We start from the raw sequence: 12,134 nt of genomic DNA, 5'->3' as shown, positions 1-12,134 counted from the left end.
GCCATGCGTGGTGCTCCGTCGAGGACAGTCACCTGCTACGTGTGCGGTTCGAAGTTCACCGTGCACCAGAAGCTGGTGGTCACGAAGCGCGACACGGTCGTGCAGCCCGACCCGGACGCGTGCCCGTTCTGCGACACGCCCCTCAAGACGATTGGCCCGTTGGGCGAGGGCGAGGCCAAGGGACTGGTGCTGCTCGCCGCGGGCTTTCCGGACGAGGTCAAGGCCTACGGGAAGCCCGAGGACTACCTGGAGGAGTTCACGCTGACGGAGAAGGACGTCGACACACTGGTGGAGCTGGCGGAGGGCTTGGACTTCGCGGCGTGGGCGCAGGACAACGCGGAGCGGCTGGCGCGGCGAAAGAATCCGCGTGTGCAGGCCGTGTCGCGCTTCCTGCCCAAGCTCCAGACGCAGATGGAGAACGGAGCGCTTCCCGCGCGGTTGCGGCAGGCCGCGGAGCACGTCAAAGATGTGTACCGCGCACGGCGGAAGCGCCACCTCGCGATCTTCGAGAAGCGCCAGAAGCAGCAATGACGGGCGACGGAGGACGCATGGCGGAGCAGCCGGACATCAACCCCTGGAGCCCGCTCTTCGCGGACGGCCGTGAGGGCGCGGAGGCGAAGAAGACGCTGACGCTCCTGACGCCTTCCGCATTGAGAAAGGTGAATACCCCCGCGCAGGAGGCGGGGCCCCTGAGCAACACGCTCAGCCGGGCGCTGGTGTTGTGCGGCCCCACGGAAGGCCGGGCGCTGGCGGAACCGCTGTCCCGGATGGCCGGACCCGCGCTCCAGCAGGTCGCGAAGGATTTCGACCAGCTGCGGCCCGAAATGATCATCAACGTGCTGTCGTTCGTGAACGCGCTGGAGTGCGTGGGCGTGGTGGAGGGGCTGCTGGCGGGCTCGCCCGTGGAGGCGTGGTTGGAGGCGCTGATGAAGGCGCGCGGCACGCTGCACGAGCAACTGGCGTACCGGTGTGGATTGGTGGCGCTGGCGCTGGGGCCTCCGGAGCTGGCGGCCCGGTTCGTGGGGGGCGGGAAGCTGACGGAGGACTTCACGCCGGGGCGGACGTTCGGATTCAACGTCCAGGGCTTCGTGCGCTACCTGGCGACGGCGCGGCTGCGGAAGGCCCCGGCCGAGGACGTGCGCCCGGCGTGGGAGGCATTCGTGGAGGCCTTTCCCCTGAAGCGGGCGGCGGACACGCTGGACTGGAAGGACCTCTGCTGGGCGGCGCGGACCTGCGAAGCCGGGTTCGAGCATCATCCGGTCGCGGAGGTCATCGGGCGCCTGCACGCGCGCGTGAAGCCGGCCTGATGCACTCGCCCACCCTCGTCGCTCGGCCGGAGGTTTCGTTCGAGATGCTGGACCGGGTGCTGGAGGCGATGGGCTGGTTCCTCCAGTCCGAAAGCCAGACGCCTCCGCTCCTTCCGGGCGAGCCGGAGCTCGCGGTGTACGTGCACCGCGGGACGGACTCGGCGATCCATTACACGTTCAACCCGGTGCTCCGGCTGCGGGTGCTCGAGTTCTCCGGACGCAACGCGGTGGGGGAATGGGCGGCCGTGCGCAAGGTGGTGCCGGTGATGGAGGCCCCGGCGCTCGCGGCGCTGCTGACGTCGTCGGAGACTCGGGAGGTGCTGCTGGGGTTGCTGGCCACGGAGGCGCTGCGCGAGCGCGCGTCGCTGGAGCGGGTGGCGGCGCTGCGCTTCCATCCGGAGTTCAGCGTGTCGCGGACCGCGGAGCGCGTGCTGGCGTCGCTGGTGCCTGACGGGACGGAAGAGGCATTCGAGCAGCTGAAGGCGGAGAAGGCGGCGCATCCGGACCGCTCCGTGCTGTTCGCGCACCTGCCGGGTGAGGAGCAGCGGCGGCAGGTGCTGCGCTGGCTCATCCACGATTACGCGGCGTCGAATCCAGACATCGACGCGGTGCTGAACTCGGCGCTGGTGGACGCGGACGCGGAGGTGCGGGTGACGGCGGTGATGGCCGCGGCGCGGCTTCAGGCCCGGGCGGTGCTGCCGGCACTGCGCACGGCGCGGATGCCCACGTCCACGCGAGAAGGCGCGGATCCGAGGGACCGGCAGTTCTACTCGAACCTTCGGGACCTGGTGGCCCAGGTGCTCTCGGGACGGCCGTTGCCACCGGAGGGTTCATCGAAGCGCGAGCGGATGGCGCCGTTGCTGCGCGCGCTGTCAGGGCCAGCGGACGTGCGGGACGACCCCACCCTGTTGCTGCATGCGCTCACGACCCCTGTGGATCCGGGACCGCGTCCTGGGGCGCTGCCGGAGGCGCTGGTGGAACGGGAAGGCACGTACCGGTTGCGCCGCTCCGGGTTGGAGGCGCGCTGGGTGCCTCCGGTGGAGCACTGGCTGGGGACGGGGCCGACGCTGCGGCGCGTGACGTCAGCGGGGTACTTCGTCGCTCGGGTGCCCGTGAGCCGGGCCGCGGCAGCATGGGCGCTGGCGGCTTCGCAGGGGCCGGTGGGTTCGGCGGGCCCGGACGCGGAGGAACCGTTGCCTTGCACGCGTACGGAGGCGGAGCAGGTGTGCTCGGCGCTGTCTCGCATTGAAGGCGTGGCGCTGCGGCTGCCTTCCAGTGAGGAATGGGAGATGGCGGCCCGTGGACCGGATGGGCGTCTGTTCCCCTGGGGCAATTCGATGCGGGACGACGGGGCCTCGCGCGCTTCGCCTTGGGGCGTGGAGAAGCTGGTGGCTTCGCTTCCGCAGTGGGCTCACGGAGGCCTGCTGTGCGGAGGGCGGGAACAGCCGCTGTGCTCTTCACGTCGCGAGGTTGCGTCGGAAGATGCGGTGACGATCGGGGCCTTGCGGTGGATGGTGGGCGGAAGCCCTTCGCAAGGGGCCGTCTCCCCACGCGAAGCAAATTCTAATTCATGAGGTGCAAGCCGACGCGGCTTCAGCCTCGTCAAACGAGCCTTGGATTAGTTGAAACGGCCTTCGCGTGCGGCGCTGAACGGAACGCGATTCTTGAGGTACACGTCAACAATGGAGTGGGTGCTCTCAAGGCTGAGGTCAAGCTTACTGCCTTCCCGGAAGTGGTGCACAACCGCGCCCTTGCCAGGGTCTTGGTCCGTGTTCTTTCCCAAGCCGAAATTGGACGCGACCGGATCCGCATCATTAACGTAATGCACATACACAGGACCACTCGGATAGGATTTCGCCGCCCCACCAAAAGTTTCCACTTTCAACTGGGCCATCTTCTTATTCACCTCGAACGACGACAGCCCATCCTCAATTCTCAATCGGCGAGCAACATCCCGTAGCGCACGACTGGTGATGATGGCGCCTTGGCTGTGCGCCATCAGATGCACCGATCGACCAGCCTTCAACTCTGCATGGACGGTGTCCGCCAGAGTGTCCACAGCAGGATTCCTGCCCCTGCCTAGCTTGTCAGCAATTGACTGACCGAGGTCAGGCACAATGCCCCGGGTTGAATTATGAATGCCAACAGCCTTCAAATTCGTTGTATCCGCAAGGCTCTGCAGTGTGCGAATCTGCCCGTTCCGGTCATTAAGGATGCCGTTGACGTAAATGACGGTTCCCGATGGATTCGGATTTTTGCGAGGCATGACTCCCGGAACATCCTTCAAAGGGATGCCCGGTGGAAATGACTGTCCGCGCGCACCAACAAAGTGCCCGTCAAACTTGATGTCCGGCTGATTTCCGAGCCCCAAATGCTGCGGGATGAGCTTGGCCTTGTCAGGGGCTGATCGAATAAATTGATCAAGCCCCTGACCGAACTGCTTGCCGCCTTCCACCATCATATTGCTGTAGGCGCCAGCCGCTTTGACCATTGGGGTCCGTATCTTCTCAGGGGTTGAGCGTACGAACTCATCAACCTCCTGGCCGAACCGCTTGCCACCTTCGACCATTGGTTTGCTGTAGGTGCCAGCCACTTTGCCAACCGCGTTCTGCACCTTGTCGGCCACGACATTGCCATTCGCACGGACTGGCTTGAAGAAGGTCAGGCTGCGCTCAATGAGCTTCATGAAGGGCCTTTGATTCTTTGATGGGCACTGCATCCCTATTATCGCGGAATTCGCTCTGAATCGCGCCCCCAAGGCTTCTTTCATGGACCGTGCGTGTCCCCCACCTCACAAATCCATGCAGGTGCAGCGCGAGTTCGAACAGCTTCATTGTGAAGCGCGTACAGATGAAAGTGCTTGCCATTCCACACCGCCAGAGAACCCCAGGTGGCTTGCTCAGGGCGGCGGTGGATTTGAAGGGTTCCCCGTCCTTGCCTCAAAGGAAGAGGCCAGACTTGAGAGCTATTTCTTCGGCATCCGGATGCTGGGGTTCGACGGGACGCGGGGCGCGCTCTTCGCCTTGAAGCTGCCTCCGGCCGCGGCCTTCATCGTGGGCCCCGTGGCCGCGCTTCCCAACTGGCCGCGGGGCGTGTCGGTCTTGGGCTGCTGCGAGGGCGCGATGGATTTGTTCATCGTGGGTTTGCGCTCGGGCGTCTTCCGCGTCTGGGGCGTCATCGTCTTCATGGCTTGCCTCCTGAAATGCGTCCGGCGGGGATTCCTTCCAGCTTGAGTGACACACCGGACGGCGCTGGGACTTCCAATTCCACCAGGCCTCCAGGGCCGGTGAGATGGACTTCCGAGCCGATCTCCAGCCGGCAGCCCACGGCAGGACGCCCCGACTGATCCTGGGCCAGCAGCCTGCGCCGGTCATCGCTCACCACGACCACGGGTCGCCTCAGCGCGATCTGCACCTGGGCGATGAAGACGCCGCGTTCTCCCTTCACGCTTGCTCGGACCTGGGCCCGGACCCGGGCGACTTCGGGGGCCTTGCCTTCGGGCGGCTTCGCGAGAAGCGTGGCCTTGGAGGACGGCGGGCCCGGGAGCACCGCGCCTTCCCAGAGCGCTTCGAACCCTTCATCCAAGCCCACCGCCGCGAGCGACAACATCAGCCGCACGGGCTCCGCTCCGATCCAGAGTTCTTCGGGCGCGACGATGGCCACTTCGGGATCCAGTTCGACGTTGGCGATCTGGGACCAGCGCTCGGTCAGCAGGTCCGCGAGCCAACCGGCCTCTTCGGGCGACATGCGCTCCAGGGCGTTCTTCACGTGGCCCGGGTCCGCCAACCGTTGGAGCGCCGTGGCGCCGTCCTTGAACCGGGCGTTCTCCAACAGTCCGTCGAGCTGGCTGGGGAGAAACTTCGAGAGGGAGCGCACCAGGTGCTCCAATCGCTGTCTGGGTGGAAGGCCGCTCATCCGCGTCTCCTCCACAGGGAACGGCCGGACATCCGGCGCCGCAGCCGCTGCTCTGCCTGCTGGAGTACTTCGAGGTCCCTGGCCGTGACGCGGCGACCGTTCACGAAGAAGGCTCGCGCGCCGGTGTCTGTTTCGAGCGCAGGTGCTTCGGCCCACAGGGATTCTTCATCCTGTGCATCCGGTTGGGGGGCTGCTTCGACTCGCGGCGGAGGAAGCAGCGTCTTCACTTCGATGTGCACCGGCCCAGGTGAGTGGCGCCCTGCCCTTCGTGCCGGAGGCCGAGCGGGTTCCACCTGCGTGTCCCGTTCCGCCGGTATGACACTCGGTGCCGAGCGCTCTTGGGGTCGGACGAATTCTTCGTGACGACGTGGCTTGAGTTCGTCGCGAAGCGGTGGGGCCTTTCGAGTGTCCGGTGTCAGCGGGCGGTCTGGAGTGTGGAGTGGCCGTCTCCATGGCGGTATCCGTGCAGGCGGGACCGTGGGCTCTACAGATGAAGTCAGTGGCGCTTGCGCGATGGCTCGTGCGACGCGATGGCGGCGCGTGGAGGGCTCCGGGACCCGTGCGCTGACTCGTGGGCGTTCGGTGCTCCTCTCCGGAGAAGGTCTCGGCACCCGAGTCCTTCGAGAGACGGGTGCCTCCCTTGGCGCTTCGACAGTGGCGGGCGCTTCAGGGGCCTCGTGTCTCGTGGGCGTGGTCCAGTTGCCGTCCTGTGAAGAAACCGCCTGCGCGGCCTGGATGAGCGGCCGGGACGGGCGTGGCTCCGCGACCTCTGTGTGGCGCGAAGGAGTGCTGTCGACAATGGGGACGGCGAGCGTGGGACGCGGGCTCACATCCTGGGTTCGCGTCACGGTTTCGGCCGTTGGCCTTGTCTTCGGAGTCTCTACCGACATGCCTTCGGGCCTGGGAACGCGACGGCGGATGGGCGCGATGGGTTCCGTTACAGCGGGGGCTACGGCCTGAGCAGGCGGCCTGAACGCTTGTGGCACCACTTCTCCAGGCTCCGTGAATCCCATGGACCTGGGCCCCGACGTGGGCGACGCGGTCTTCACCCCGCGGCCTGGCTCCCCTCCCCGCCTCTGCGCACCTGGAGTCGGCAGTGACGGCGGCAGGGGCGGATCCACCTTGAAGTCCCCTGCCTCCCCTCGCTCCAGCGGATGGAGCACCCGGTCCAGCTCCGCGAGCAGCGCGGCCACCGCGAAGAGGTCGTCTCTTGCTTCGCTCATGTCGCGACTCCCAGCCAGGACTTGAGGACCGTGGTCGCGGCCCGCAGCTCCGGATCCCTCAGCACCGTCTTCGTCACGCCGCTGTCCTGCACCGTGATGTTCGCCGTGCCCGGATCCAGCTCGATGGGCAACATCACGCCCGTGGCGAGGCAGGGGCCTCCGAAGCCCTTGAAGTCGCGCCGCAGCGTCACGTCGCGCACCAGCGCCTTCGGCATCTGGAGGTCGCGCAGCGTGATGACCACGACCTCTTCATCGTCCTCGCAGCACAGCGGCGTGGGCGTCGTCGTCACCTCGTCGTCCGCTCTCGCCGCCGCGCCTGTGCGCACGTCCACCGTGTCCACCTGGGCCACGCCCTGCCACCAGGTGCCTTCGTCGTCCGCTCCTCGCACCAGCAGCAGCTCGCCCGGCCTCGCGACCTGCACCGGCTTGCTTGAACCGGAAGTGCTCGCCAGGGGCACCCCGTCCAGGAACAGCCGCGTCGCGCCCACCTCCACCGGCGGCAACAGGTTGAACGTCTGGCCTGGATACGGCTCCGCCACCACCGGAGGCACCAGCCCCAGCGCGCCACCACCCTGCCCCAGGATCAGGTTCAGCTTCGCGCCCAGTGCAATGGCCTCCTGCACCACGCCGTCTGATTGCGGCCCGGCAGCCGCGTGCCCGTCCAGCAGTTCCTGCGTGGAGATGAACACGGCGCTTCCAGTCACGGGCGCGCCACTCCTCACCAGCCCGGCGACTCCCGGCAGCTTCGCGTCCGTCGCGATGGAGACGTTGAGTGGCGCGATGAGCAAGCGCTTCTCTCCTGGCGTGCCGCCCTTCACCTCCCAGCCCAGCACCAGCGCCAGCGTGGGCCGGTCCCCTCCCACGTTCGCCACATGCCCCGCCTGCACCAGCCCCAGGTCCACCGTGGGCGTCACCGACAGCGCTGTTGCCTGCGTCGGCGTGTCCTTCACCAGGGCCACCGGCCCCACCAGCGGAATCCCCGTGGACTGCCCTGCGAGCACCCGCGTCAGGCTGTCGCAGAACGGCTTCAACACCTGCCGAAGCAATGGCGCCAGCGCGGCCCGGTTGCGCGCGTCGAACCACTTCTGGCGGAACACCCAGTGGAAGCGCAGCGACCACTCCAGCGTCCGGAGCATCCGCAGCGAGCCGTCCGGATACGCGAGCCGTGCCGCCACCGCTTCGTCCATTCCCTTCCCCGCCTCGATGTCCAGCGTCGTCAACTCGTTGGACAGCTGTCCGGGGATGCCTGGTGAGTCCGCCCTCCGCAGCGTGGTCTTCAGCGACGCCAGCCCTGACACGGACGCAATCACGGTGCGCGGCGGCTGGAGCGCCGTGGCCACCGCGCCGTAGTCCGTCGCCGAGGCCTGCAACGAATCCGCTGCGCGCTGGAGCGCATCCGTCAGCTCGGGGGTCGCGCCCTGCTCCCCCACCTTGGTCTTCGCATCAAGCAACACGCTCCGGTCCGCCAGGCACTCGCTCTGCCGGATCGCGGCGCCGGAGGCCACCGGGTCGAAGGCGCTCGACGCCGACGAGACGCTCAGCCCATCCAGCACGCTGCTGAGGGACACCGTCTCCGACGTCGTCGTCAGCTCCGCTCGCCTCGCGCTGCGCAGGCCCGTCCAGGTCCCCAGCTCCGCGACGCCGCTCTCCGCGGCATCCTTCCGCTGGTCCGTGGTGAAGAGCCCCGCGTCGATGGCGTCCTCCACGGTGCCGCTCACCGTCAGTGGCCCGAAGTCATACGTGGGCACTCGCACCGCCACCTCACCGCCGTGCTTCTCGTCGCGGAACGCGAACAACGTCACCGTGCCCGCGAGCAACGCCGCGCCCGTGAGCTTCCCGTCGCTGTCCGTGCCGATGGTGCCCGCCGCGAACTCCAGCTCCTCCACTCCCGGCAGCCGGCTCTCACTTCCCACGAGAGACCCGACGGACACCGAAGGCAGTCCTTCGCCCCGGGGCGCACTGGCCAGCGCTGGCGCCAGCGCGATGCCCACCGCGCGACGGCGGGCCCGCTCGATGACGTTGAACACAGGCAGCAGCGCGCACACCGTCTGGACGTGCGGCGCGTCCTGCTCCGCCACGCCGTCCATGCGGTCCAGGAACGCCTCCAGCTGCTTCCAGGCCGCCTGCCAGGCGTCCAGCTCCATGCTCAGGCGCTTCACCGCGCTCACGGGCCGGTTCCTTTCTTCGGCGTGCCCGGTGTCGGCGTGGATGTATCCGGTGCGGGCGGCTGCGGCCCCGCCGGGCGCTCCGACGCTCCAGGTCCGCCAAACCCCATCGCCAGCGAACGTCCTCCCCGGCGCTGGGCATGCTTCGTGGAGAGCATGCCCTCCGCGATCTCCTTCTGTTCCTCCACGTGCGCCTTCGATTGATCCAGCACCTCCACCAGCGTGGAGCGGCTCCGCTCGGCGGCGGCCTTCAGTTCCTCTGGCGTGCGGCCCACCGCGGCCACGAAGTCCGCGGGCGCGTTCTCCACGGCGTCCACGAACTTGTCCGCCTTCTTCTGGGCCTTCGTCTTCAGGTTGCCCCAGGCGTCCTTCACCTCGTCCGCGCTCGCCTCCAGCACCTGCGCCGCCTTGCTCTCCTCCAGCGACTTCTTCACGTCCTGGAGCGTGAGGTCTCCCGACGCCAGCTCCATCGCGGCGGACAGGCCCAGCAGCTCCCAGAGCATCGCGGCCTTCGCCAGGTTGGGGCCCGCCGCCAGCAGGCAGATGCCGCCCACGTAGCCGCCCGGCGGCCGGTTCGTCGCCGTGAGGAAGGCCTGCTTCAGCCCCGCCACCCCGCCCGTCGTGGACACCGGCAGCGCGTACATGCCCGCGGACTTGAGCGCGTTCAGCAGGTCGATGATGGCCTGCACCGCCTGCGCCAGCTTCATCAACACCTGCACCTTGTCCTGCATCGCGGCGGCGAGGCCGCGGAGGAGCGCCGCCAGGTTGTCCACCGCCAGCAGCAGCGACTTGAGCGCCTCCGGGAGGATGAGCAGCTTCTCCAGGTCCGGGAACAGGTCGCGCATGCGCGCGGACTTCCAGTCCGGCTTCACCGGCCTGCCACGCGCCCGGCTGCGGCGCGGATCCAGCGCACCCTTGGGATACTTCTCGAACGCCTTCTTGAACGCGCTGATGTTGAGCAGCTTGCCCAGCAGGTACAGCGCCTGCCGGAGCGCATCCAGCGACGGCGCCGCCATCACGATGAACACCGCCTGCACCGGCGCTCCGTCCGTCACCGTCGGGCGCGAGTCGTCCCCGGGATCATCGAACGACGCGACGAACCGCCCCGCCCAGCGCGCGAAGCCGTCCGGCGTCACCGGCGGACGCTCCAGCGCGAAGCCCGCCTTGAAGTCCTTGGGGAGGTTCGGGATGAAGCCCGTCTCCGCCAGGTTCGTCTCCGTGGGGCCAATGCCCGGTGCGTCCGCGTAGAGGTACGCCCCCGCGTTGAGCAGGTCGTTGATGATGTCCTTGAGCAGCGCGTAGGCCGCGAGGATGAGGGCCCGGAACGGATCCGGCAGCCCCAGGAGGATGGCCGCCAGCGCCTGGAGCAATGCCTGCACGAACTGGAGCACCGCGATGATGATCTGGAGCGGCGGTTTGACGATGCCCACCAGCTGCTCCAGCCCCGGTGGCACACCGATCACCAGGGGCCGCCACGCGGGCCCGGCTCCGGCCTCGGCGCCGGTGGGGCCGGTGCCTTCCGCTTCCTCCAGCGCCTTCGCCAGCTCCTCGCAGCAGACCTCCAGCGCGCCGTGGAGCTCAGCGATAGCGGCGTCGTTGAACTCGGCCACGCGCGTCCTCCCGGGTGCGTTGTTCCAGCTCCATCAGCTTCTCCAGCCGCTCGGCGTCCTGGGCCACGCCCACCGCCGCCGCCTGGAGCAGCAGGGCCTTCACCTCTTCCAGCCGCTCGCGCAGCACCGACGCCTCCAGCGGACTCCAGCCGGGCTCCTTCATCGCGTCACCCCACCGGCATGCGCTTGACGAAGCCGAAGTAGGACCAGTCCAGCATCGGCGTCATCGCGGCCCAGACGTCCAGGAGCGGCCCGTACGCGGCCACCGTCATCGGGTTCACCGCCTTGAGGATCTGCGCCAGCATCGTGAAGTGGATGGCCAGCCCGTCCCCCAGCACCATCGGCGAGATGGCGGTGATGCCGCCCACCTGGCACACGCCCAGCATCGTGTTGATGGACACGTTGCCCATCAGCGCGTCGATGGAGACGGCGTTGACCGACGGGCCCGGCATGTCCGGCATCGCCGCGGCCACCTTCACCGCCTTGCCCGCGGCGATGCTCACGTTGCCGCCGGACGTGACGCCGAAGCCGCCCACCGCCGTCTCCTGCGACGCGCCGGACACGATGCGCGTGTGGCCGCCCTGGATACGGTCCTCGCGCGGGCCGCCCACGATCTCCTTCAGGCCGCTGCCGCCCACCGTGCGCGAGTAGCCCGCCACATCCACCTTCTCCGTCAGCGATCCCGTCACGTGCAGCGACACGTCCCCGCCCACGGCGCGGGTGTGGCTGCCGTCCACCGTCTCGTCCTGCGCGCCGCCCACTTCCAACCGGTCGTCGCCGTCCACCTCCGCGGAGCGGTTGCCTTCGTTCACCGTGCGCTCGTTGCTGATGAGCCGGTCCAGGCCTTCCGCGGACAGGATGACGCGGTTGCCCTGCCGGTCGTGGATCTCCACGCGCGCGGACTCCGGCCGGTCGTCCAGGACGATGTAGTGGCCCGTGGCGGACTTGAGCATCCGCACACCCGGCACCGCGGACTGGGGCGGATAGTCGTGCTTCGGGACCTCGCTGACGTCCGGAGCCACTCGCGCGGTGGAGTCCGGCTGGCCCAGGTCCGCGAGCGCCGGCTGTCCCCACCACATGCCGCTCCAGATGGGTTGGGACAGGTCACCGCCCTCGAACTCCACCCAGACGCCCGCGCCCACGTCCGGCACCACGAAGAGGCCCTGGTCAGGGCCCGCGTAGGGCGTGCACGGCATGGCCCAGCCCGTGGCCACGTCCCCCATCAAGCGCGGCACCACGCACTGGATGCGCCCCAGGTTGAGGGGATCCGAGACGTTCGTCACGTAGCCTCGGTACTTGCCGAAGTAGCGGCTCTCCGTGCGTTCGATGAGCTGCTGCAGCAGTTGTTCGATCATCGCGCGCTCCCCAGGTCGTTGTCCTCGTCGTACTGGCGCACGCCGGAGACGTCGGACAGGTTGATGTAGACGGGTGTGATGCCGTCCGGCCCTGTGAGGTGGACGACGTCGTCGATGAGCTCCACCACCAGGCCTACGTACACCTGGCCCAGCGTGGTGAAGAGGTAGCAGCGCTGCCCCATGCTGGCTTCGAGCAGCTTGCGCATCACTCCTCCAACTTCTGCACCAGCCGCGTGGCCAGCTTCACGCGCGTGTCCACCCAGATGCCCACGTCGCGTTGGCGCTCGGAGGCGAGCTTGCGGCGCGCGGCGCGCACCAGGTCCTGGAGCGTCGCGGGCACCGTGGGCACCGGCGGCAGGCGGGAGATGCGCACGTCCAGGGCCTTGAGCACGGCGGCGTCCAGGTCCAGCTTCGCGCGCATGCCGTCCAGGTTCGCGAGCGTCGCGGCCTTCGCGTCGGGCGCGTCCGGCGTGGCGGAGAGGGTGACTTCGGGCAGCGCGGTGCGCTGGAGGGCGACACGGCCACTGAGAGCGAAGGGGTCGGGCATGGGGGTGTCCTC

General features: G+C 68.3%; 12 protein-coding genes. 3 read left to right on the top strand and 9 right to left on the bottom strand.

Annotated features, from left to right (window positions below; all coding sequences use genetic code 11):
• Positions 1-3 precede the first annotated feature (3 nt).
• The 3 genes from D7X32_RS02000 to D7X32_RS47400 are packed head-to-tail and all read left to right on the top strand — an operon-like array spanning position 4 to position 2,881.
• The gene (locus D7X32_RS02000) at positions 4-531 is read left to right on the top strand and encodes a hypothetical protein (protein ID WP_147449985.1); all 528 of its coding nucleotides are present in this window, start codon (positions 4-6) and stop codon (positions 529-531) included.
• On the top strand, positions 528-1,307 hold the full coding sequence (locus D7X32_RS01995; protein WP_120600788.1) for a hypothetical protein: 780 nt from the start codon (positions 528-530) through the stop codon (positions 1,305-1,307). The genes D7X32_RS02000 and D7X32_RS01995 overlap by 4 nt, the downstream gene beginning before the upstream one ends.
• A complete protein-coding gene (locus D7X32_RS47400; protein WP_120600787.1) occupies positions 1,307-2,881 on the top strand; it encodes a formylglycine-generating enzyme family protein in 1,575 nt (524 codons plus the stop codon). The genes D7X32_RS01995 and D7X32_RS47400 overlap by 1 nt, the downstream gene beginning before the upstream one ends.
• Before the next feature lie 44 nt (positions 2,882-2,925).
• Here D7X32_RS47400 and D7X32_RS44820 read toward each other — a convergent pair whose 3' ends face one another.
• From D7X32_RS44820 to D7X32_RS01950, 9 genes are all read right to left on the bottom strand, one after another.
• Positions 2,926-3,993 (bottom strand): alpha/beta fold hydrolase, encoded by a 1,068-nt coding sequence (locus D7X32_RS44820; RefSeq protein ID WP_147449984.1) that lies wholly within the window; start codon positions 3,991-3,993, stop codon positions 2,926-2,928.
• Between the two features lie 279 nt (positions 3,994-4,272).
• Positions 4,273-4,494, bottom strand: a complete 222-nt coding sequence (locus D7X32_RS01985) for a hypothetical protein (protein WP_120600786.1) — start codon at positions 4,492-4,494, stop codon at positions 4,273-4,275.
• Positions 4,491-5,222 carry a hypothetical protein gene (locus tag D7X32_RS01980; RefSeq protein ID WP_147449983.1) on the bottom strand — a complete coding sequence of 244 codons (732 nt, stop codon included), beginning with the start codon at positions 5,220-5,222 and terminating at the stop codon, positions 4,491-4,493. The genes D7X32_RS01985 and D7X32_RS01980 overlap by 4 nt, the downstream gene beginning before the upstream one ends.
• A 1,219-nt stretch (positions 5,223-6,441) precedes the next feature.
• Positions 6,442-8,613: a hypothetical protein gene (locus D7X32_RS46145; protein WP_120600784.1), complete on the bottom strand. Its 2,172-nt coding sequence runs from the start codon at positions 8,611-8,613 to the stop codon at positions 6,442-6,444.
• On the bottom strand, positions 8,610-10,220 hold the full coding sequence (locus D7X32_RS01970) for a hypothetical protein (RefSeq protein WP_147449982.1): 1,611 nt from the start codon (positions 10,218-10,220) through the stop codon (positions 8,610-8,612). Before D7X32_RS01970 ends, D7X32_RS46145 begins: the two co-directional genes overlap by 4 nt.
• The gene (locus tag D7X32_RS45260) at positions 10,189-10,383 is read right to left on the bottom strand and encodes a hypothetical protein (protein ID WP_158625583.1); all 195 of its coding nucleotides are present in this window, start codon (positions 10,381-10,383) and stop codon (positions 10,189-10,191) included. The genes D7X32_RS01970 and D7X32_RS45260 overlap by 32 nt, the downstream gene beginning before the upstream one ends.
• 4 nt (positions 10,384-10,387) lie before the next feature.
• A complete protein-coding gene (locus tag D7X32_RS01960; RefSeq protein ID WP_120600782.1) occupies positions 10,388-11,575 on the bottom strand; it encodes a phage baseplate assembly protein V in 1,188 nt (395 codons plus the stop codon).
• On the bottom strand, positions 11,572-11,781 hold the full coding sequence (locus tag D7X32_RS01955; RefSeq protein WP_120600781.1) for a hypothetical protein: 210 nt from the start codon (positions 11,779-11,781) through the stop codon (positions 11,572-11,574). Before D7X32_RS01955 ends, D7X32_RS01960 begins: the two co-directional genes overlap by 4 nt.
• The gene (locus D7X32_RS01950; RefSeq protein ID WP_120600780.1) at positions 11,781-12,122 is read right to left on the bottom strand and encodes a hypothetical protein; all 342 of its coding nucleotides are present in this window, start codon (positions 12,120-12,122) and stop codon (positions 11,781-11,783) included. The genes D7X32_RS01955 and D7X32_RS01950 overlap by 1 nt, the downstream gene beginning before the upstream one ends.
• Between the last annotated feature and the right edge of the window lie 12 nt (positions 12,123-12,134).

The organism is Corallococcus carmarthensis, from assembly GCF_003611695.1.
Lineage (GTDB): Bacteria > Myxococcota > Myxococcia > Myxococcales > Myxococcaceae > Corallococcus > Corallococcus carmarthensis.
This window is presented reverse-complemented; position numbering and strand designations above follow the sequence as displayed.